General features: G+C 61.1%; 20 protein-coding genes. 8 read left to right on the top strand and 12 right to left on the bottom strand.

Going from position 1 to position 20566, the window contains the following annotated elements; all coding sequences use genetic code 11:
* Window positions 1–48 precede the first annotated feature (48 nt).
* From nqrF to ACO6TG_RS06865, 6 genes are read right to left on the bottom strand one after another with little or no spacing between them, the layout of a single operon-like run.
* The gene (nqrF, locus tag ACO6TG_RS06890) at window positions 49–1269 is read right to left on the bottom strand and encodes an NADH:ubiquinone reductase (Na(+)-transporting) subunit F (protein WP_094071768.1); all 1221 of its coding nucleotides are present in this window, start codon (window positions 1267–1269) and stop codon (window positions 49–51) included.
* Window positions 1270–1281: 12 nt separating this feature from the next.
* Window positions 1282–1890 carry an NADH:ubiquinone reductase (Na(+)-transporting) subunit E gene (gene nqrE / locus ACO6TG_RS06885; protein WP_094071767.1) on the bottom strand — a complete coding sequence of 203 codons (609 nt, stop codon included), beginning with the start codon at window positions 1888–1890 and terminating at the stop codon, window positions 1282–1284.
* Window positions 1890–2543: an NADH:ubiquinone reductase (Na(+)-transporting) subunit D gene (locus ACO6TG_RS06880; RefSeq protein WP_094071766.1), complete on the bottom strand. Its 654-nt coding sequence runs from the start codon at window positions 2541–2543 to the stop codon at window positions 1890–1892. Before ACO6TG_RS06880 ends, nqrE begins: the two co-directional genes overlap by 1 nt.
* Entirely contained in the window at window positions 2543–3355 is an 813-nt protein-coding gene (locus tag ACO6TG_RS06875) for a Na(+)-translocating NADH-quinone reductase subunit C (RefSeq protein WP_422377491.1), read from the bottom strand. The genes ACO6TG_RS06880 and ACO6TG_RS06875 overlap by 1 nt, the downstream gene beginning before the upstream one ends.
* Complete coding sequence (locus ACO6TG_RS06870) at window positions 3348–4547, bottom strand: NADH:ubiquinone reductase (Na(+)-transporting) subunit B (RefSeq protein ID WP_094071764.1); 1200 nt, start codon at window positions 4545–4547, stop codon at window positions 3348–3350. The genes ACO6TG_RS06875 and ACO6TG_RS06870 overlap by 8 nt, the downstream gene beginning before the upstream one ends.
* Before the next feature lie 3 nt (window positions 4548–4550).
* On the bottom strand, window positions 4551–5894 hold the full coding sequence (locus tag ACO6TG_RS06865; protein WP_422377490.1) for a Na(+)-translocating NADH-quinone reductase subunit A: 1344 nt from the start codon (window positions 5892–5894) through the stop codon (window positions 4551–4553).
* Between the two features lie 168 nt (window positions 5895–6062).
* Between ACO6TG_RS06865 and ACO6TG_RS06860 the strand changes: the two genes are divergently transcribed.
* Together ACO6TG_RS06860 and nqrM are read left to right on the top strand one after the other, a co-directional pair.
* Window positions 6063–7100: an FAD:protein FMN transferase gene (locus ACO6TG_RS06860; protein ID WP_422377489.1), complete on the top strand. Its 1038-nt coding sequence runs from the start codon at window positions 6063–6065 to the stop codon at window positions 7098–7100.
* An 18-nt stretch (window positions 7101–7118) separates the two neighbouring features.
* Window positions 7119–7358, top strand: coding sequence for a (Na+)-NQR maturation NqrM (gene nqrM, locus ACO6TG_RS06855; RefSeq protein WP_094071762.1), 240 nt, complete (start codon window positions 7119–7121; stop codon window positions 7356–7358).
* 2 nt (window positions 7359–7360) lie between these two features.
* On the opposite strand, the gene ACO6TG_RS06850 is transcribed toward nqrM, so the two are convergent.
* On the bottom strand, window positions 7361–7543 hold the full coding sequence (locus ACO6TG_RS06850) for a hypothetical protein (protein WP_094071761.1): 183 nt from the start codon (window positions 7541–7543) through the stop codon (window positions 7361–7363).
* 84 nt (window positions 7544–7627) lie between these two features.
* Between ACO6TG_RS06850 and ACO6TG_RS06845 the strand changes: the two genes are divergently transcribed.
* The 6 genes from ACO6TG_RS06845 (at window position 7628) to ACO6TG_RS06820 (ending at window position 14618) form a co-directional block, all read left to right on the top strand.
* Entirely contained in the window at window positions 7628–8149 is a 522-nt protein-coding gene (locus ACO6TG_RS06845; protein ID WP_422377488.1) for a CBS domain-containing protein, read from the top strand.
* Between the two features lie 487 nt (window positions 8150–8636).
* Window positions 8637–8897 (top strand): DUF4212 domain-containing protein, encoded by a 261-nt coding sequence (locus ACO6TG_RS06840; RefSeq protein ID WP_094071759.1) that lies wholly within the window; start codon window positions 8637–8639, stop codon window positions 8895–8897.
* A gap of 14 nt (window positions 8898–8911) precedes the next feature.
* Complete coding sequence (locus ACO6TG_RS06835) at window positions 8912–10699, top strand: sodium:solute symporter family protein (RefSeq protein WP_422377487.1); 1788 nt, start codon at window positions 8912–8914, stop codon at window positions 10697–10699.
* 105 nt (window positions 10700–10804) lie between these two features.
* Window positions 10805–12634 (top strand): DUF294 nucleotidyltransferase-like domain-containing protein, encoded by a 1830-nt coding sequence (locus ACO6TG_RS06830; protein ID WP_422377486.1) that lies wholly within the window; start codon window positions 10805–10807, stop codon window positions 12632–12634.
* A gap of 50 nt (window positions 12635–12684) precedes the next feature.
* The gene (locus ACO6TG_RS06825; RefSeq protein ID WP_422377485.1) at window positions 12685–13206 is read left to right on the top strand and encodes a hypothetical protein; all 522 of its coding nucleotides are present in this window, start codon (window positions 12685–12687) and stop codon (window positions 13204–13206) included.
* On the top strand, window positions 13206–14618 hold the full coding sequence (locus ACO6TG_RS06820; protein ID WP_422377484.1) for an exonuclease domain-containing protein: 1413 nt from the start codon (window positions 13206–13208) through the stop codon (window positions 14616–14618). The genes ACO6TG_RS06825 and ACO6TG_RS06820 overlap by 1 nt, the downstream gene beginning before the upstream one ends.
* 21 nt (window positions 14619–14639) lie before the next feature.
* Here ACO6TG_RS06820 and ACO6TG_RS06815 read toward each other — a convergent pair whose 3' ends face one another.
* From ACO6TG_RS06815 to ACO6TG_RS06795, 5 genes are read right to left on the bottom strand one after another with little or no spacing between them, the layout of a single operon-like run.
* A complete protein-coding gene (locus tag ACO6TG_RS06815; RefSeq protein ID WP_422377483.1) occupies window positions 14640–16064 on the bottom strand; it encodes a carnitine 3-dehydrogenase in 1425 nt (474 codons plus the stop codon).
* Window positions 16061–16825 (bottom strand): SDR family oxidoreductase, encoded by a 765-nt coding sequence (locus ACO6TG_RS06810; protein ID WP_422377482.1) that lies wholly within the window; start codon window positions 16823–16825, stop codon window positions 16061–16063. Before ACO6TG_RS06810 ends, ACO6TG_RS06815 begins: the two co-directional genes overlap by 4 nt.
* Before the next feature lie 2 nt (window positions 16826–16827).
* On the bottom strand, window positions 16828–17745 hold the full coding sequence (locus tag ACO6TG_RS06805; protein WP_422377481.1) for a 3-keto-5-aminohexanoate cleavage protein: 918 nt from the start codon (window positions 17743–17745) through the stop codon (window positions 16828–16830).
* A gap of 9 nt (window positions 17746–17754) precedes the next feature.
* Window positions 17755–18537, bottom strand: a complete 783-nt coding sequence (locus tag ACO6TG_RS06800) for a carnitinyl-CoA dehydratase (RefSeq protein ID WP_422377480.1) — start codon at window positions 18535–18537, stop codon at window positions 17755–17757.
* Window positions 18537–20564 carry an acetate--CoA ligase family protein gene (locus tag ACO6TG_RS06795; protein ID WP_422377479.1) on the bottom strand — a complete coding sequence of 676 codons (2028 nt, stop codon included), beginning with the start codon at window positions 20562–20564 and terminating at the stop codon, window positions 18537–18539. Before ACO6TG_RS06795 ends, ACO6TG_RS06800 begins: the two co-directional genes overlap by 1 nt.
* Window positions 20565–20566: the final 2 nt, after the last annotated feature.

Here is a 20566-nt window from a genome sequence, read left to right as displayed (position 1 = left end):
CGATGGGGACCCAGCGCCAGGCTTTTCGGTTGATCTCAGCCTGCTGTGTCAGCCGCCGAAGTCGTCGAGCATGATGTCTTCGCGGTCAACGCCCATGTCGAGCAGCATGTTGATCACGGACTGGTTCATGATGGGAGGACCGCACATGTAGAACTCGCAGTCTTCCGGCGCCGGATGGTTCTTCAGATATTCGTCGTAAAGGACGTTGTGAATGAAGCCGGTATAGCCGGTCCAGTCGTCTTCCGGCAGGGCGTCGGACAGGGCGACGTGCCACTCGAAATTCTCGTTTTCGGCGGCAAGCTGGTCGAAATCCTCAACGAAGAACATTTCGCGCTTGGACCGGGCGCCGTACCAGAAGCTGATCTTGCGCTTGGACTTGAGCCGCTTGAGCTGGTCAAAGATATGGCTGCGCATCGGAGCCATGCCGGCACCACCGCCGATGAAGACCATTTCCTTTTCGGTCTCGCGGGCGAAGAATTCGCCGAACGGACCGGAAATCGTGACCTTGTCGCCCGGTTTCAGGTTGAAGATGTAGCTCGACATCTTGCCGGGGGGGATGCCTTCGGTGCCCGGAGGCGGCGACGCGACACGGACGTTGAGCATGATGATGCCCTTTTCCTCCGGGTAGTTCGCCATGGAATAGGCGCGTTCGACCGGCTCGTCGACAACCGACTGATATTGCCAGAGATTGAAGCGGTCCCAGTCGCCGCGATAATCTTCCTCGACGTCGAAATCGGTGTATTTGAGCTGGTGGGCCGGGGCCTCGATCTGGATGTAGCCGCCGGCGCGGAAGTTGACGTCCTCGCCTTCCGGCAGTTCCAGGACCAGCGCCTTGATGAAGGTGGCAACGTTCTCGTTGGAGCGGACCGTGCACTCCCACTTCTTGACGCCGAAGACCTCTTCGGGAACCTCGATTTCCATGTCCTGCTTGACGGCCACCTGACAGGACAGGCGATCGCCGCAGGCTGCTTCACGCTTGGTGATGTGGCTTTCCTCGGTCGGCAGGATCGAGCCGCCGCCGGAGAAGATCTTGACCCGGCACTGGGCGCAGGTGCCGCCACCGCCACAGGCCGAAGGCACGAACAGTTTCTGTTCGGCCAGCGTTTGCAGAAGCTTGCCGCCGGCGGGAACGGAAATGGTCTTCTCGCCGTTGATGCTGATATTGACGTTGCCCACCGAAACCAGCTTGGAGCGGGCCGCGAGAATGATCGTCACGAGCGCAAGCACGATCAGGGTGAAGAGCAGAATGCCCAGTCCGAATGTCGCCACGGAGCTCTCCTCTTACAGTTTGACGCCGCTGAAGGACATGAAGGCCAGCGCCATCAGACCCGCGGTGATGAAGGTGATGCCCAGGCCCTGGAGGCCGTCGGGAATGTCGGAGTATTTCAGCTTCTCGCGAACACCGGCCATGGCGGTGATCGCCAGGGCCCAGCCGAAGCCGGACGACAGACCGTAGGTGACGGATTCGCTGAAATCGTAGTCGCGTTCCACCATGAACAGCGATCCGCCGAGGATGGCGCAGTTCACCGTGATCAGCGGAAGGAACACGCCGAGCGCGTTGTAGAGCGGCGGGAAATACTTATCGAGCACCATTTCCAGGATCTGCACCAGGGCGGCGATCACGCCGATATAGGAGATCAGCCCGAGAAAGGTCAGGTCGACGTCGCTGAAACCGGCCCAGGACAGCGCGCCGGGCGCGAGCAGATAGGTCAGGATCAGGTTGTTGGCGGGCACGGTGATCGCCTGAACGATCATCACCGAAATGCCGAGGCCGATCGCCGTCGAGATCTTCTTGGAGACCGCGATGAAGGTACACATGCCCAGGAAGAAGGACAGCGCCAGGTTTTCGACAAAGATTGCCTTAACGGCAAGGGAGACCAGCTGTTCCATCAGTGTGCGTCCACCGTCTGGATTTTGTATTCACGCTCTTCCACCTGACCGGGTTTCCATGTCCGGAACGCCCAGATGATCAGGCCGATAATGAAGAAGGCCGAAGGAGGCAGCAGCAGCATGCCGTTCGGGACATACCAGCCGCCGTTGTTCACGGTCGGCAGGACCGTCAGGCCGAAGAGGCTGCCGGAGCCGAACAGCTCGCGGAAGAAACCGACCAGCATCAGGATCAGACCGTAGCCGAGACCGTTGCCGACGCCGTCGATGAAGGACGGGATCGGCGGGTTCTTCATGGCGAAGGCTTCGGCGCGGCCCATGACGATGCAGTTGGTGATGATCAGGCCAACAAAGACCGAGAGGGTCTTGGAAATCTCGTAGGCATAGGCCTTGAGCACCTGATCGACCAGGATCACCAGCGACGCGATGATCACCATCTGCACGATGATCCGGATCGCGCCCGGAATGTGGTTGCGCAGCATGGAGATGAACATGGAGGAAAAGGCGGTCACGAAGGTCACCGCGATGGCCATCACGAAGGAGACCTGCAGCGAAGAGGTGACCGCGAGCGCCGAACAGATCCCGAGCACCTGAAGGGTGATCGGGTTGTTGTCGACCAGCGGATCGATCAGCATGCTTCTCTTGGTCTGAGCCATCAGATCTCTCCTGCTTTGATGTTTTCAAGGAACGGAGCATAGCCTGCTTCGCCCATCCAGAACCGCACGAGGTTGTCGACACCCACAGTCGTCAGCGTTGCGCCGGCCAGGGCGTCGACATGAAAGTCCTCGCCCTGGGGCGGGGCGGTCTTGGCGACCGTGATCAGAAGATCGCCGCTGTCATCGGCCAGCTTCTTGCCGCGCCACAGCGATTTCCAGCGCGGATTGTCGACTTCCGCGCCGAGGCCTGGCGTTTCCGCATGGCTGTAGAACTGCAGCCCGAAGATGTCGTTGGCGTTTTCTTCCAGCGCGATATAGCCGTAAAGCGTCGACCAGAGACCGTAGCCGTGGATCGGCAGGATCACCTTGTCGAGGCTGCCGTCTTCGTTGCGCAGCAGATAGACCGTTACGAATTTGGCCTGACGGCCGATCGAGGCGGGATCGTCCGTCAGGGCGATGGAGGTCGCCGGATCGTCGGCCGCCGCGCGGTCGTCAAAGGTGGCGGCATCGAAGGCGTCGGTGAACTTGCCGGTGGCAAGCTCCAGAACATGCGGCTCGAATTCGGCGAAGGCTTCGGTGATGTCCACGGAAGGATCATAGCGGCCGGCAACCTGCAGGATGTTGATCTGCTTGTCGCGGAGCTTGTTGACTTCCTGGATGGGCCGCAGCGCGACGGCTGCCGCCGATACGACCATCGAGGCGACCAGGCAGAGGGCGACCGCGACAAAGACGGTTTTGGGAACGGAATCCGCCGGCAGATCCAGGAAACGCCGGATGAACCCCTTGTTGTTGTTTCCATTCACGTCAGGCATTGCGCTTCGCCCTGCGTTTGATGTTTGCCTGCACCACGAAATAATCGATCAAGGGTGCAAAAACGTTACCGAAGAGAATGGCCAGCATCATGCCTTCCGGGAAGGCCGGATTGATGACGCGGATCATCACCACCATGAAACCGATCAGGGCGCCGTAGATGTAGCGGCCGAGATTGGTGTGGGAGGCGGACACCGGTTCGGTGACCATGAAAACAAGGCCGAAGGCATAGCCGCCCACCACAAGGTGCCAGTACCAGGGCATGGCGAACATCGGGTTGGTGTCGGAGCCGATGACATTGAGCAACGTGGAAAAGGCGATCATCCCGCCCAGACAGCCGACAATGAGGCGCCAGTTGGCAATCTTGGTGACGAGCAGGAACACAAGGCCGATCAGGCAGGCAAGCGTCGAGGTTTCACCGATGCTGCCCTGCATGATGCCGATGAACGCGTCGAACCAGGTCAGGCCGTGGGCCGCCAGCTGCTGGTAGCCGTCGGAAGCGCCGACCGAAAGGGCGGTCGCACCCGAGAAACCGTCCACCGGGGTCCAGATCGTGTCGCCGGACATCTGCGCCGGATAGGCGAAATAGAGGAAGGCGCGGCCGGTCAGGGCCGGGTTGAGGAAGTTCTTGCCGGTGCCGCCGAAGACTTCCTTGCCGATGACGACGCCGAAGGAAATGCCCAGCGCCACCTGCCAGAGCGGCGCAGACGGCGGCAGGATCAGGGCATAGAGCATCGAGGTGACGAGGAAACCCTCGTTGACCTCATGGCCGCGGACGGTCGCGAAAAGCACTTCCCAGATGCCGCCGACAACCAGCGTTGTGATGTAGATCGGCAGGAAATAGAGCAGCCCGTGCATGAAGTTGGCAAACGGATTGGCCGGATCGAAACCGATCCCGAGCAGCTCGATGACCCAGGCGCGCCAGCCCGACGCGCCGTGAACGGCGATGGCGGAATTGACCTGGAAGCCGACATTGTAGAGGCCGACGAGGATACAGGGGATCGTCGCGATGACCACATAGGTCATGATCCGCTTCATATCGACATAGGACCGGGCATGCGGTGCAGCGGTCGTGACCGTCTTGGGCGTGTAGATGAAACTTTCCACCATCTCGTAAACGGGGAAGAGCTTCTCGTATTTGCCACCCTTTACGAAATAGGGCTCGATACGGTCGAAGAAGTTGCGAAGGCCCAAGGATCAGCCCTCCTTCTCAATTTTGGTGAGGCAGTCGCGCAGCGCAATGCCGTATTCATATTTTGCGGGACAGGCAAATCCGACCAGTCCCAGATCCTCTTCGTCCAGTTCCAGGGCGCCGAGGGCCTGGGCCTGGTCGGTGTCCATCACCAGAAGCGCGCGCAGGAGCTGCGTCGGCAGATAGTCCTGGGGCATAAGCTCTTCAAAGGTGCCGAGCGGGACCATGGCGCGCCGGCCGCCATTGAGGTTCGACGTCAGCGCATAGAGCTTCTTGGAGAACGCGGAGCCAAGCACCGGCTGGAACGCGAATTTGGATGGCATCGGCCGGATCCAGCCCAGCGGGATCTGCTTGTGATCTTCCTCGATCAGGGTGATCTGACGGGCATACCGTCCAAGATAGGCGCTCGGGCCTTCGCCCAGTCGGCCGCTCAGGATCGAGCCGGAAATCAGGCGAACCGGCGCGTCACTTGACAATTGTCCTTCGGAAATCTCTTCCATGGACGTGCCGAGAATGGTTCTGACGAGGCGCGGATTTTGGCACATCGGGCCGCACAGGGCGATGACCCGGCTCGGGTCGAAACGACCGGTCTCAAGCAGACGGCCGATGGCAATGACATCCTGGTAACCAATGGTCCAGACAGACTTTTCGGACGTCGGCACGTCCAGAAAATGGATGTGCGTGCCGGCAAGGCCGGCCGGATGCGGTCCGGAAAACTCAGCCGTTTCGACGCCGGCAACGTCGCGTCCGGGAATGGAGGCGCCGGAAGCGACACAGAGATAGGTCTTGCCCGCGCTCAGCGATGCAACGGCTTCAAGCCCCTTTTCAAAGGCGGCACCGGCATCTGCGATGATCACGGCCGGGTCGGCCGTCAGCGGCTCGGTGTCCGTTGCGGTCACAAAGATTGCGGCCGGTTTCGTGGATGGATCGGGCACCTTGGAATAGGGACGGGTCCGGAACGAGGTCCACAGGCCGGATGCGCACAGGCGCTCGGTCAGACCTTCCGGCGTCGTCGCGTCGCCCACACCGGAGAAATCCACAGGCTCGGCTGCGCCGGCATCCACTTCGATCTCGACGCTGATCAGGACGCGCCGGGCGCCGCGATTGACAGCCTTCACGCGGCCCGAGACAGGGGACGTGACCATGACGTCCGGTGTGTCCTTGTGGAAAAACACCGGAGCGCCGACACCGACCACATCACCTTCCTGAACCACCAGTCTCGGCTTCAGACCGATATAGTCCTCCGCCAGAACTGCTGCGGTTCCGGGCTCATATTCGCCACTGATCTCTTGAACAGGTGCCCCCAGCACAGGCAGATCAAGACCTTTTTTGAGCTTAAAGCTTTGCACGCATCTGGCCTCCAGAATTCGACAGCCCGCCATATGCTACGTTTTTGCTCCCGTAAAAAGCACTATTATGCCGGTTAGGGAAATTTTTTTGTTGAATTGCCTCTCGAAACAAATGAAAAGCGCCATGGACGCGACCCATGTCGCTCAGGATCTATCGGAGACGGTACCGTGGCTACTAACATCGTTTTCTCCCGGCGCAGCTTCATTCTGATGTCGCTGACGACCCTTGCCGCCTGTAAGGGCGGTTCGGAACTTGTCGAGCTTTCCGGCTCCACAATGGGGACCAGCTATTCCGTTACCGGCCTCGACCATGACCGCTTTGTCGACAAGGCGGCCTTGAAAGCGGCGCTCGAAAAGAGCCTTGCCGACGTCAACGCGCAAATGTCGAACTGGGACGCGCAGTCTGAAGTGTCGCGGTTCAACGCGTTCAAATCAACCGATCCGATGACCGTTTCGGAAAGCCTGGCACGTGTGGTCAGCGCAGCCCGGGACGTCAATGCGGCCAGTGACGGTCAATTCGACATCACGCTCGGCCCGGTGATCGAGGCCTGGGGCTTCGGTGCCAAAGGCAGCGCGCATGGCGCCACCCCTGACGCGGCTGTCCTGGCCACTGCGCGGGAAGTCGCCGGTCAGACCCATGGTCTTGAGGTCAGCGGTTCCCAGATCCGCAAGAGCCACCCGGACGCGGAAATCTACCTGCCGTCAATCGGCAAGGGCTTTGGTGTCGATCAGATGGCCAAGGTGGCCAGGGAATTCGGCCTGTCCGACTTCATGGTGGAAATCGGTGGCGACATCTATGTGTCCGGCCGCAATGCCGACGGCATGAACTGGCAGATCGGCATTGAAACGCCGGATGCACATACACGTCAGGCCTACCAGGTCGCAAGCGTGAGCAATCTCGGCATGGCGACGTCCGGCGATTACCGGAACTATTTTGAGCGGGACGGGAAGCGCTTCTCGCACATTATCGACGCCAAGACCGGCCAGCCGATCACGCACAGGACCGCGTCTGTCACCGTGCTTGCAGAAAACACGATGCTGGCCGATGCCTGGGCAACAGCGCTGCTCGTTCTCGGCACAGAACGCGGTCTTGAGATCGCCGACCAGCAGGACCTCGCGGTTTTGTTCATTGATCGCAGCGCAGAAGCGGGCGACAAGACGTTTGCCTCTACTTCCAGCCGCCGCTTCCAGGAGCTGCAGGCCTGATCACGGGACCAAACTGACGTGGCGACCTTTGTCCTTGCCTTTGCTCTCTTGTTGACCGTCATCGTCGGGATGGCGGTTGGCGTGATGTTTTCCGGCAGGACGATCAAGGGCAGCTGCGGCGGTCTGAACGCGATTTCCGATGCGGATCACTGTGTGGTCTGCAGCAAGGAGATCGATCCGAACAGCCCGCTGCGCGACCGGCTCCAGTGTCCCCGAGCCCGCAAAATGCTTGCTGAAATGGAAGCCAAAGAGGCCTGAAATCAGGTCGCGGACACCGGTATGAACGCCACGATGCCCAGGCAGAGTGCCGCGATCACTCCAAACAGCCAGAGCTTCCAGCGCGGTCCCTCTTTCACCCAGACGCGGCGATATTGATAGCCCGCCAGACAGGCGAGCACGAAGAAGATCGTCGCGGTCAGGGGCGTCAGAAAAAAATCTGCCAATTTGGAGAGTTCCTTAGGCCGACATGTTTCGGTTAAGCTGGTCCTTGCCCGCCAGTGGCGAACAGTCAGCAAGGAGCCATTTACATGCCAAGCTCTTATCAGGCCCCCAGCCGGAAAGACAAGATGCAGGCTACGACGCATAGCCAGACAACAGAGTCGAATCTCACCCACGAGACGGCGACCGTCCGGAAAATTCTTGAAAAGAAGGGATCCGACGTCTTTTCCCTGCGGCCCCAGAACACGCTGCACGAAGCCGTGGTGATGCTTCGCGACAAGAAGATCGGCGCGGTTGTGGTGAAGGATGCGGAGGGCAAATTGCAGGGCATCCTGTCGGAGCGCGACATCGTGCGCAGGCTGGCGGAGACGCCAGGCCAGACACTTCCGCAACAGGTCGAGGACATCATGACCAAGACCGTCGAGGTCTGTCAGCCGGACGATGCCCTGATTTCCGTGTTGCGCAAAATGACCGCCGGCCGTTTCCGGCATATGCCGGTCGTCGACGATGGAGTGCTAGTGGGCATCATCACAATTGGTGACGTGGTCAACTATCGGCTGACCGAACTCGAATACGAAGCGCTTCAGCTGAAACAGCTGATCGTCGGCTGACCACGAAGGCTATCCAGCTGACCGGGCAGCTGCGAAGTCCGGTGTTCCAGCACGCAGTCGTCGTCTCGACGGCTGCGTTTTTGTATCTGCCATCCACCTGTCTTGCAGTGCAGACTGGTTGGGTTTTCTAATTTTACAGGCTTTGATTGCAGTGTTGTTTTCAGGTAATTGCGTCGAATCTTGCGTAACAATGGCGACCTGTCTCGAAAATTCGGTGTGAGGTTTCGATTTGGTTTGGTGAATTATGTTTTTTACTTCGACTTTCGTCGTTTGGCCTCATTATTTCTTGGTTTTCTGTCGTGTCAGGGTAAATACTTATCAGTTAATCGAAGTGTTTATAGACCTAAGTATTGCTATACGGAAGTAGTGCCTACCTAAGTAGTCTTGAATGCAGCCGTGGCGCTGGTACTACACTGCGTTGCAGCAATCAGGTCGTGAGCAGAGTCACGCCTGACTGGAGGTAACGGGTTAGGGCGGAGGAGACTGCATGTCCGAAAAACCATCCAACAATGCATATTGGTCGGCCAATATGCGCATCATTTCGATCAGCCTCGTCATCTGGGCGCTGGTTTCGTTCGGGTTCGGCATCCTGCTGCGCCCCATGTTGAGCGGCATCGCTGTCGGTGGCACGGACCTGGGGTTCTGGTTCGCGCAGCAGGGCTCCATCCTGGTCTTCCTGGCGATCATTTTCTTCTACGCCTTCTGGATGAACCGGGTTGACCGGGAACACGGCGTGGATGAGGACTGAGGGGGCCTGAAACGATGGATCAGTTTACGATAAACCTGCTGTTTGTGGGGGGCTCCTTCGCTCTCTATATCGGCATCGCGATCTGGGCCCGTGCCGGGTCCACGTCCGAATTCTACGCTGCCGGCCGCGGGGTTCACCCGGTCACCAACGGTATGGCAACCGCCGCCGACTGGATGTCAGCGGCTTCCTTCATTTCCATGGCCGGCCTGATTGCCTTCACCGGTTATGACAATTCCACCTTCCTGATGGGCTGGACCGGCGGTTATGTGCTGCTGGCGCTGCTGCTTGCGCCTTATCTGCGCAAGTTCGGCAAGTTCACCGTGTCCGAATTCATTGGAGACCGGTTCTACAGCCAGACCGCCCGCATCGTTGCCGTTGTGTGTCTGATCGTCGCCTCGACGACGTACGTCATCGGCCAGATGACCGGCGTTGGCGTGGCCTTCGGCCGCTTCCTGGAAGTGGACAACACGACCGGTCTGCTGATCGGGGCCTGTGTCGTCTTCGCCTATGCGGTGTTCGGCGGCATGAAGGGCGTGACCTATACGCAGGTGGCGCAGTATGTGGTTCTGATCACGGCCTATACCATTCCGGCGATCTTCATCTCGCTGCAGCTGACCGGCAACCCGATCCCGGGTCTCGGCCTCTTCGGTGACGACGTTGCCTCCGGTGTGCCGCTTTTGACCAAGCTGGACCAGGTGGTGACCGAGCTTGGGTTCAACTCCTATACATCCCACCATTCCGACACCTTCAACATGGTGCTGTTCACCCTGTCGCTGATGATCGGTACGGCCGGTCTGCCGCATGTGATCATGCGCTTCTTCACGGTGCCGAAGGTGTCCGACGCACGCTGGTCCGCCGGCTGGGCGCTGGTCTTCATCGCGCTGCTCTACATCACGGCCCCGGCCGTCGGCGCCATGGCGCGGCTCAACATCACCGAGATGATGTGGCCGAATGGCGGCATCAATGGCGGTGCGGTTGCCGTGGAGCAGATCGCAGACGATCCCAAGTATGACTGGATGGACACCTGGCAGAAAACCGGTCTTCTCGACTGGGAAGACAAGAATGGTGACGGCAAGATCCAGTACTACAACGACAAGAATGCCGAGATGCAGGCGCTTGCCGAGGAAAAGGGCTGGGTCGGTAACGAGCTGACCAAGTTCAACCGGGACATTCTGGTTCTGGCAAACCCGGAAATTGCCAACCTGCCCAGCTGGGTGATCGGTCTGGTGGCTGCCGGCGGTCTTGCCGCGGCCCTGTCTACGGCGGCCGGCTTGCTGCTGGCGATTTCCTCGGCGGTCAGTCATGACCTGATCAAGGGGGCAATCAATCCGGCCATTTCGGAGCGCAAGGAACTTCTGTCCGCACGAATTGCCATGGCGGTCGCGATCGTGGTGGCAACCTATCTGGGGCTCAATCCACCAGGCTTTGCGGCGCAAACCGTGGCGCTGGCCTTCGGACTGGCAGCAGCCTCGATCTTCCCGGCGCTGATGATGGGGATCTTCTCGACCCGCATCAACAACACGGGCGCGGTTGCCGGCATGCTGGCAGGCCTGGTCGTGACCCTGGTCTACATCTTCCTGCACAAGGGGTGGTTCTTCATCCCGGGCACCAACAGTTTCACCGATGCTGATCCGCTGCTTGGCACGATCAAGTCCACCTCCTTTGGTGCCATCGGTGCGGCGGTCAACTTCGTGGTGGCCTATATCGTGACCGGCATGACCAAGGAAACTCCGCAGGAGATCAAGGACCTGGTCGAAAGCGTTCGGGTACCGCGCGGTGCGGGTGTCGCCCAGGCGCACTGACAAAGCTCCGGGGGAGGAGACTGACACCTCCCCCGACCTCCCAGACTTGTCCTGCCCGGTCCGCACCGGGCAGGATCTTTCGGTTTCATAAGCCAGGCCAAGTTCATGACCCTGACCGCTGATCAGATCCTGAAGTTCCTGAAGACAGTGCATCCCTACGATGCGTTGCCGGAGACCGACCAGGAGGTGCTGTCGGGCCAGATCGAGCCCTGGCGGCTTTTGGCAGGCACTGTCGTCTATGATCTCGGCGACATGCTGCGCGGGCTGTTTCTGATTCATGAAGGCGGTGTCGAGGTTCGCGACGAAAATGGCGAAATCCTCAGCCAGCTGAGCCAGCGCAATTCCTTCGGTGAGCGCGGTCTGATGCTGGACGGCATTGCGGTGACTTCGGCTCGGACGACCGAAGACACAACACTTTTCGTCTTGCCACCGGATGTCTTTCACGGCCTGATGCGCTCCCAGCCAGCGGTCGCGCGGTTCTTCGACCGGGCCCGGAAAAATCAGGCCCGGGGCAATGAACTCGCCATGACCCGCGCCGCGACCCTGATGTCGTCGGCACCGCTGACGTGCCGGCCGGACGATACGGTTCAGTTTGCCGCCAGCGTCATGCGCGACAATCATGTGTCCTCGCTTTGTGTGACAGGCGCCGATGCAGCCCTGACCGGCATCGTGACGATCCGGGATCTGTCCGGAAAGGTGCTGGCGGAAGGGCGCAGTCCGGAAACACCCGTCAGCGCCGTCATGACGGCCGATCCGGTGACGTTGCCGCCTTCGGCGATCGGGTCCGACGTGCTGCACCTGATGATGGAGCGGCGGATCGGGCATGTGCCAATTGTCGAAGCCGGGCGGCTTGCCGGCATCGTGACACAAACAGACCTGACAACGTTTCAGGCGGTCAGTTCGGCTGAACTGGTTGGCGAGATCTCCCGCTGCGACAGCGCGCAGGAGATTGCCAGGGTGACCGCCCGCATTCCGAAGCTGCTGGTGCAGCTTGTGGCCGGTGGCAGCCGCCATGAAGTGGTGACTCGTTTGATCACCGATATCGCGGACACGGCAACCCGCCGGCTTCTGGCGCTTGCCGAGGAAACACTCGGACCGCCGCCGGTTCCCTATCTCTGGCTCGCCTGTGGTTCGCAGGGCCGGCAGGAACAGACCGGCGTGAGCGATCAGGACAATTGTCTGTTCCTGGATGACAGCGTGACGGAAGCCGATCAGACCGGCTATTTTGCCGAGCTTGCCCGCTTGGTCACGGACGGGCTGAACACCTGCGGCTATGTCTTTTGTCCGGGCGACATGATGGCGACGAACCCGCGCTGGTGCCAGCCGATGCGGGTCTGGAAAAGTTACTTTGAGGGCTGGATCGCAAAGCCGAACCCGGAAGCGCAGATGCTCAGTTCGGTTATGTTCGATCTCAGGCCCATTGGAGGCGACAAAAGCCTTTTTGAGAACCTGCAGGATCAAACGCTGAAAGCAGCCAGCGAGAATTCGATCTTCGTGGCCCACATGATCAGCAATTCGCTGAAACACACGCCGCCGCTCAATCTCTTGAGGGGCCTTGCAACGATCCGCTCGGGCGAAAACAAGAATACGCTGGACCTGAAACATAACGGCGTTGTGCCGGTGGTCGATCTTGCCAGGATCTACGCTTTGCGCGGACAGATCGGTGTGGTCAACACGCGGGCCCGCCTGGAGGAAGCGCGCGAGACGGGGCAGCTGAGCCAGTCCGGTGCGGGCGATCTTCTGGATGCCTATGATCTGATTGCCGAAACACGCCTGCTGCACCAGGCCAACCTGGTCAAGCAGGGCGCCGCACCCGACAATTTCCTGCAGCCGTCGACGCTCTCCGATTTTGAGCGGAGTCATTTGCGGGACGCGTTTGTTGTGGTCAAGACCATGCAGTCGGCCGTCGGCCATGGACGCGGCATGCTGAGCTAGGCGGACAGGACAGCGCCCGGAGCACGGGCCGAAACCGCCGGGAGGAAACGATGTTTGTGGAACTGATCGCAACGCTGGTAGCAGGACTGGCAGGGGCCGGGCTGGTGATGTTGCTCAACCGGCTACTGGGCGGGCGCTTGCCAAGGTGGTTTGCGCCCGTTGCCGCCGGGGCGGCCATGATCGTAACGACGATCGCCAATGAATATGGCTGGTATGACCGGACGCGGCAGTCGCTGCCGGCAGAGGTGGTCGTGGCTCAAACCGTCGAGAGCAAGGCCTTCTACCGTCCCTGGACCTACATCGTGCCGTTCGTCGAAAGATTTGTCGCCATCGACATGGCATCGCTTCAGACACATCCCGAGCAACCCGGATTGCGACTGGTCGAGGCCTATTTCTTCGGGCGCTGGTCACCGGTCAACAAGCTGCCGGTCATCGCGGACTGCACGGAATTGCGCCGGGCCGCTCTTGTGGACGGCGTCAATTTCGAGGCCGCGGGTGAGGTGACCGGGATCACCTGGACGCATGTTTCGAAAGAAGACCCCATCGTTGCCACGGTGTGCGGGACAGGGTGATGCTGACCGGGGTCAATCTGCGGCTTCGCATCTTCCTGATGTTCGCAGGCGTCGCCGCCGCCAGCTGCCTGGTGGTTCTGGCAGCGCTTTATGTCGGCTACAGGCGTATCGACGAAACGGACATCGGCTCGGGTTTCCTGTTTGCGGGAATTCTGTCCGCCTTTGGCCTTATGGCGATCCTGGTGGGGGTCTGGCTGCTCTTCGACGAAAATGTCGCCAAGCCGATCAACCGTCTGGCAGCGGCAATGCGGACGCGCGCGCATGCCGATGTCGCGCCGGGGCTCGATCTGGAAGAGGCGCGCTATCTCGGAGATCTTGCACCTGCCTTGCAGGCTGTCACCGGCCGGCTTTCGGAAATGTCGGACGAAACAGACGGGACTGCGGGTGAAGACACGACGCGCCTGATGGCCGAACGAGCGCATCTGGCGCTGCTCCTGACGGAGATCCCCGTCGCGATCGTTCTGGTCAGCCCCGCCCACAGGATCATGCTCTATGACGGGCAGGCGGCCGATATTCTCGGCCAGGTGCAGGTGCCGCGGCTGAGTGCGTCGATCTTCGACTATTTTTCAAAAAACGATCTGCTCGACGCCTTCGCTCAGCTGGAGGGCAGCCGGAAAGAGGTTGATGTCAGTGTGCGCGGTGCTCGTGACAGGCTGACATTTCAGTTGCGTCTCAAGAAACTCAGCGAAGCTTCGGGTTACATGATCCTGATCGACGGCGCCGATGCCCGTTTGGCGCCGGAGGCGGCGCGGCCGCTGATCTTCGATTTCGATCTGTCTGAACGCGGCAGCGAACGGGCCATCGAAAACACACCGCTGAAAGACCTGACCTTCGCTGTCTTCGATACGGAAACGACCGGACTGATGCCGAACAAGGACGAGATCGTCCAGATCGGTGCCGTTCGAGTGGTCAATGGCCGGATTGTGGAAGGTGAGGCGCTGGACCAGCTGGTCAATCCAGGCCGGCCGATACCGCCTGCCTCAACGAAAGTTCACGGCATCTTTGACGAGATGGTCGCTGATGCACCGGAGCCGGCGGTCGCGGTCGCGCATTTCCACGATTTTGCCCGGGAGGCGGTGATCGTCGCCCACAACGCACCGTTCGACATGGCTTTCCTGCAGAAACACGGGCGGCGCTCCGGCCTGGCCTGGGATCACCCGATCCTCGACACGGTGCTGCTTTCGGCGGTGGTGTTCGGCACCAACGAGGAACATACGCTGGACGCCCTGTGTGCTCGATTGGGTGTGACAATCCCGGAGCAACTCAGACACACGGCGTTGGGCGATGCCTATGCCACAGCTGAAGCCCTGTGCCGCCTGCTGCCGATCCTGTCGTCACAGGGTTACGACACTTTCGGCGATGTCATTCAGCAGACGCGCAAACACGGGCGCCTGCTGAAGGATCTCAATTGACGTTTCGGCGGAGCGTTCCGTTCAGCCCCGCTGTCCGACATAACGCCCGGCGCCATCAGGCAGCGGCAGCACCGCATGGGCCTTGGCAAACGCCGTCAGCTTTTCCTCGACATCCGGTGTCGGCGGGCAGCTCGCCCGTGTCGTCAGGTCGACATGGAGCAGCATGGTTTCCATGGTGGCAGCCACGTCGCCAGCGCCGTTTTTCAGAAAATGGAACAGTTTCATCTTCTTGCCTTCGCCCTGAAGCACCTGCGTGGTGACGATCAGGCGCTCACCCGCCTTGAGCTCATCCAGATAGCGAAGGTGGTTTTCAACGGTAAAGTAGCTCTTGCCGGAGGCGATATAGGCCGCATCCGCGCCGATCAGTTCCATGAAACGGTCGGTGGCCGCCGCGCCGGCTTCCAGATAATGGGCCTCGTTCATGTGGTCGTTGTAATCGGTCCAGCTTTGCGGGATTTGCCGGTCCACAGTGACCGGCAGCTCAACCGGATCAGGGTTGGCGAGGGCCTGCTCATGGCGCAGCAGGACACCACCGGCGCCGCTGCCGTTCTTTTTCAGGGCGCGCATCATGCCGACCAGATTGTCGTCGCGCAGACGCTCCAGTTCGCGGATGGTCAGGTGGCCCGACTGGGCGTCCGACTGACCGGCGATCAGATCCACCAGCTCGTCGGTAAATTCCGGCACGTCCATCAGCTTGGTCCAGGGCCATTCCAGCGCCGGACCGAACTGGGCCATGAAGTGCTTCATGCCCGCTTCGCCGCCGGCAACGCGGTAGGTCTCGAAGAGCCCCATCTGCGCCCATCTGAGGCCGAAACCCATGCGAATGGCCTCGTCGATTTCTTCCGTCGTGGCGTTGCCGTCCTTGACCAGCCACAGGGCCTCGCGCCAGACCGCCTCCAGAAAACGGTCGGCAATATGGGCGTCGATTTCCTTGCGCACGGTCAGCGGGTACATGCCGATGGACCGGAGGATCTCCGCGGCGCGCCCGGTTTCGCCTGGCTCTCCGACCAGTTCGATCAGCGGCAACAGATAGACCGGATTGAACGGGTGGGCGACGATGGCGCGTGCACCCTTCTCGCAGAGTTCGGAGGGTTTGAAACCGGATGTGGAGGAGCCGATAACGGTGGTGACGGAGGCGAGCTCCGTCAGGCTGCCAAGGACCTTGTGCTTCAGCTCCAGCCGTTCCGGCACGCTCTCCTGGATCCAGTCGGCGCCCTTTGCGGCGTCCGCCAGATCTGTGTGGAAGGTGAGGTTGCCCTCCTGCGGCAGGCGCTTGTCGTAAAGGGACGGCAGGCTGCGGCGTGCGTTGGCCAGCACCTCGTTGAACTTGCGTTCGGCCTCCGGGTCCGGGTCGAACACCGCCACGTCCCAGCCATTCAGAAGAAAGCGGGCGGCCCAGCCACCACCGATTACGCCGCCACCGACGATACATGCTTTTTGGGTCATGGTGCGAGTGTCTCCGTGTGGCCGTCAATGGCCAGAATCTGTCCGGAAATGCGGGCGCCGGCATCGGACGCCAGAAAGTGAATGCTGCCGGCAACGTCGTCTGCCGTTACCCAGGTTTTCAGGGAAACGCCTTTGACATAGCTGTCGCGAATGATGTCCTCGGTCTCGCCGCGCGCCCTGGCTTCCATGGCAACGACCCGGTCCATACGCTCGCCTTCCACCGCGCCGGGGCAGACCGCGTTGACGCGGATACCGTGGGAGCCGAGTTCCATGGCGAGAGTCTTGGTGAGGCCGACAATGGCCCATTTGGCGGACGCGTAGGGAGAGCGGAACGGATAGCCGTAAAGACCGGCGGTCGAGGAAGTCAGCACGATCAGGCCGTGGCCTTGCGCCTTCATCACCCTGGCCGCCCAACGGCAGGTCAGAAAGGCACCATGCAGATTGGTGGCAATGCAGCGCTGCCACTCGTCATAGTCCAGTGTCTCGATGGAACCCGCAGGTCCGCCGGTGCCGGCATTGGCGCAGACCACGTCCACGCCGCCCCAATCAGCTTCCAGCGCCGCCAGAAACGCCTTCATGTCCTCTTCCGAGGTGACATCGGCAATTGCAGCGACCGCCCCCGGGTGAGCTGCGGAAAAGGCTTCGACCGCAACCGGATCGGCATCGCAGATGGCGACCGTGTCGCCATCTGCCAGAAACCGCTCGGCAATGGCGCGGCCGATGCCCGAGGCGCCGGCCGTGATGAGCACCCGCCGGCTCATGGTCAGGCCGCCACTGGTGCGCGCTTGGTAAGGCCAAGTTGCGCACGCACGGCGTCCGGGCCGATGATCCGGGCACCCATGCCTTCAACAACGCCGACGGCCTTTTCCACCAGCTGGGCATTGGTGGCGAGAACGCCTTTTTCCACAAACAGGTTGTCTTCCAGCCCGACACGGACATTGCCGCCGGCAAGCACCGCCGCCGCTGCATAGGGCATCTGGTCCCGGCCGAGGCTGAAGGCCGACCAAGACCAGTCCTGCGGAATGGCATTGACCATGGCGATGAAGGTGTTGAGGTCGTTCGGCGCACCCCAGGGAACGCCCATGCACAGCTGAACGAGGGCAGGGGAGGCAAGTGTGCCTTCCTTGACCAGCTGCTTGGCAAACCAGAGGTGGCCGGTGTCGAAGGCCTCGATCTCGGGTTTGACACCCAGCTCCGTCATCATGGCGCCCATCGCCCGCAGCATGCCCGGGGTGTTGGTCATGACATAGTCGGCTTCGGCAAAATTCATGGTGCCGCAGTCGAGTGTGCAGATCTCCGGCAGACACTCGCGCACATGGGCCATGCGTTCGGTGGCACCGATCATGTCCGTGCCGCTGTCATTGACCGGAAGGGGCGCCTCGGTCGAACCGAAGACAATGTCGCCGCCCATGCCGGCCGTCAGGTTCAGGACCACGTCGACATCTGCATCGCGAATGCGGTCGGTGACTTCACGGTAGTAGTCCAGGCGCCGGGACGGCGCGCCGGTCTCCGGATCACGCACGTGGCAGTGCACGATGGCTGCGCCTGCCTTGGCAGCATCGATGGCGCTGTCGGCAATGTCCTTCGGGCTGCGCGGCACATGCGGAGACTTGTCCTGGGTGCCGCCGGAGCCGGTGACGGCACAGGTGATGAAGACGTCGCGGTTCATTTGAAGGGGCATTCGGGTCTCCTAGCGGCCTTTCCAGACCGGATCGCGTTTTTCGGCAAAGGCGCGTGCGCCTTCCATCTGGTCCTCGGAGCGGTAAAGTGCTTCCACCGTCTGGAACTGGCTTCCGGTGATGCGGTTGAGCGCATCCTGGAACTTCATGTCTTCGGCTTCGCGCACGATTTCCTTGATCGCGGCATAGACAAGTGGCGGGCCGGAGGCGAGCAGCTCGGCCATTTTCCAGGCCTGATCCATCAGGTCGGCCGCCGGATGGATGTGATTGATCATGCCCCAGCGGGCCGCTTCGTCCGAATTGATCCAGCGGCCGGTGAACAGCATTTCCATGGCGATGTGATAGGGAATGCGTTTCGGCAGTTTGATGCTGGCGGCGTCGGCAACCGTGCCGGAACGGATCTCGGGCAGCGCAAAAGTGGCATGGTCTGCGGCCAGGATGATGTCTGCGGACAGGGCCAGCTCCAGCCCGCCGCCGCAGCAGATGCCGTTGACGGCGGCAATCACCGGCTTGTTAAGGCCGCGCAGTTCCTGGAGACCTCCGAAGCCGCCCTTGCCATAGTCGCCGTCGACTGCATCGCCGTCGGCAGCGGCCTTCAGATCCCAGCCCGGGCAGAAGAATTTCTCGCCTGCACCGGTAACGATGGCGACGCGCAGCTCCGGATCATCGCGAAAATCGGTGAAGACGTCGCCCATGATCCGGCTTGTTGCCAGGTCAATGGCATTGGCCTTGGGCCGGTCCAGCGTGACGGCCAGAATATGGCCACGTCTTTCGGTCTTGATGGGACCTTCCATCAGTTTCCTCCCAGTCTCACCAGCGCATCGGCGGCGATGGCAAAGTCCCTGCCGCAGAGCAGGGGATTGATTTCAACTTCCTCGACCGGTGCGCTGCAGGCAAGCGCCTGGATGGCAAGAACGGCAGAAATGATCGCCTCGGTGTCGCAGGAAGGCATGCCGCGATAGCCCGTCAGCACGCGGCCGATCTTCAAGGTCTCAAGGGCCGTGCGGATGTCCTCATCGCCGACAGGCAGGATCAGCGAGACGCTGTCTTTCAAAAGCTCGGTCAAGGTGCCGCCCGCAGCAAGCGTCAGAACGTAGCCATGGGCCGGATCTCGGACAATTCCGATCAGGAGCTCGGCCAGCGTTCCGGTGACCATCTCTTCCACAAGGAATGTCGCCGTCGGCATTTTTTCAGCGGTTTCCTGGACTGCGCAGGCGGATGTCAGGTTGAGCGCGACAGCACCTGCCTCGGTCTTGTGGGCAATGCCGGTGCCCTTGAGCACAACCGGAAAGCCGATTTCCTCAGCGCAGCTTGCGGCCTCCACAGAATTGGCGGCGTTGCGGTGTTTCGGTATTCTGAGCCCGTGTTCTGCAAGGAGCGTCTTGGCCTCGCTCTCGTCCAGAAGCTCCGGATCACGGACCGGGCCGGGCAGATGCACTGGATCGGCCGGCAGCGGGCGCCCGAACAGGGCAGCGGCCTCGATGGCCGTGAGGGCTTCTTCGAAACCACAGAGCGGGACGATGCCCCGCGCGATCAGCTCGCTTGCAATTGCCTCCGGCATCAGCTCCGGCAGGGAACTCAGAATGGCCATCTGCCGACCGGAAGATGTCTGGGCCGCTTCCACCGCGTCGAACACTTTCAGCCATGCCGCGGGATCGCACCGGTCCTGCCGTGGAATGTCGAGAATGACGAGCCCGAGCGAAAGATCGCCCTGCATCATGGCCGTATAGCAGCGGCTCATGGCAGCTTCATCACCCCAGATATAGGTGTGATAGTCGAGCGGGTTGGCGAGCGCGACCTTGGGGCCGAGGACATCGGTCAAAGCTGCGCGCTGGCTGTCGGTCAGCGCCGGGAAGGTCACGTTCCGGCCGACCGCGGTGTCGGCAATCAGGCTGGCCTCGCCCCCGGAACAGGACATGGACGCAATGTTTGCACTTTCGAGCGGACCGGCGACATGCAGAAGTTTCAGGGTCTCCAGGAGCGCGGGCAGGCTGTCAACACGCGCGATGCCCAGGCGTTTGAAAAGGGCATCGGAGCCGGCCGTGCTGCCGGCCATCGATGCGGTATGAGAAAGTGTTGCTGCTTGCGCGGCCTCCGATCGGCCGATCTTCAGGGCAACGACTGGTTTGCCGAGGGCATGAGCGCGGCGCGAAAAGGCCTCAAAGGCCGCAAGGTCGTCAAGGCCCTCGATGTAAAGACCGATGGCCGTGACGCGCTCATCCTGAAGAAGCGCATCGCCGATGTCCGACAGACCGGTCTGTGCCTGGTTGCCGACCGTCATCAGGTAGGCGATCGGCAGACTGCGGGTCTGCATGGTCAGATTGAGGGCGATGTTCGAAGACTGGGCGATGATGGCAACACCGCTTTCCACGGGTGTCAGGCCATGCTGGTCCGGCCAGAGTGTCGCGCCGTCGAGCGCATTCAGAAAACCATAGCAGTTCGGGCCAAGGATCGGCATCTCCCCGGCTGCGTCAACCAGGGCTGCCTGCAGGTCCGCGCCATCGGCGAGCTCTTTCGCGGCTTCACTGAAACCGGAGGCGAAGCAGATCGCGCCGCCGGCGCCAAGACGCGCCAGGCTGGCCACAACCTCGATGGTAGTGTTCCGGTTGACGCCGATAAAGACCGCGTCTGGTGCGGATGGCAACTCGTCTGCCGAGCGGAAGGCTTTGATCCCGCCAATCTCGTCTCGGCTCGGATGGACGGGCCAGAGCGCACCATTGAAACCGGCTTTGCGGCATTCTCCGATGACGTTTTGGCACCAGGTGCCGCCGCCGATGACGGCAATGGATTTCGGCCGGAGCAGACGTTCCAGGGACCGCATGG

This window comes from Roseibium sp. (assembly GCF_965233565.1).
Lineage (GTDB): Bacteria > Pseudomonadota > Alphaproteobacteria > Rhizobiales > Stappiaceae > Roseibium.
The sequence above is the reverse complement of the archived record's forward strand: the minus strand, read 5'-3'. Positions and strand labels throughout refer to the sequence as shown.

Coding starts and splice junctions, on each gene's coding strand:
- ACO6TG_RS06805 (WP_422377481.1), bottom strand. CDS start 17,745: ATGCCCCTTCAAATGAACCGCGACGTCTTCATCACCTGTGCCGTCACC.
- ACO6TG_RS06825 (WP_422377485.1), top strand. CDS start 12,685: ATGTTTGTGGAACTGATCGCAACGCTGGTAGCAGGACTGGCAGGGGCC.
- nqrE (WP_094071767.1), bottom strand. CDS start 1,890: ATGGAACAGCTGGTCTCCCTTGCCGTTAAGGCAATCTTTGTCGAAAAC.
- ACO6TG_RS06820 (WP_422377484.1), top strand. CDS start 13,206: ATGCTGACCGGGGTCAATCTGCGGCTTCGCATCTTCCTGATGTTCGCA.
- ACO6TG_RS06830 (WP_422377486.1), top strand. CDS start 10,805: ATGACCCTGACCGCTGATCAGATCCTGAAGTTCCTGAAGACAGTGCAT.
- ACO6TG_RS06880 (WP_094071766.1), bottom strand. CDS start 2,543: ATGGCTCAGACCAAGAGAAGCATGCTGATCGATCCGCTGGTCGACAAC.
- ACO6TG_RS06845 (WP_422377488.1), top strand. CDS start 7,628: ATGCCAAGCTCTTATCAGGCCCCCAGCCGGAAAGACAAGATGCAGGCT.
- ACO6TG_RS06835 (WP_422377487.1), top strand. CDS start 8,912: ATGGATCAGTTTACGATAAACCTGCTGTTTGTGGGGGGCTCCTTCGCT.
- ACO6TG_RS06840 (WP_094071759.1), top strand. CDS start 8,637: ATGTCCGAAAAACCATCCAACAATGCATATTGGTCGGCCAATATGCGC.
- ACO6TG_RS06795 (WP_422377479.1), bottom strand. CDS start 20,564: ATGCGGTCCCTGGAACGTCTGCTCCGGCCGAAATCCATTGCCGTCATC.
- ACO6TG_RS06800 (WP_422377480.1), bottom strand. CDS start 18,537: ATGGAAGGTCCCATCAAGACCGAAAGACGTGGCCATATTCTGGCCGTC.
- ACO6TG_RS06875 (WP_422377491.1), bottom strand. CDS start 3,355: ATGCCTGACGTGAATGGAAACAACAACAAGGGGTTCATCCGGCGTTTC.
- ACO6TG_RS06810 (WP_422377482.1), bottom strand. CDS start 16,825: ATGAGCCGGCGGGTGCTCATCACGGCCGGCGCCTCGGGCATCGGCCGC.
- ACO6TG_RS06815 (WP_422377483.1), bottom strand. CDS start 16,064: ATGACCCAAAAAGCATGTATCGTCGGTGGCGGCGTAATCGGTGGTGGC.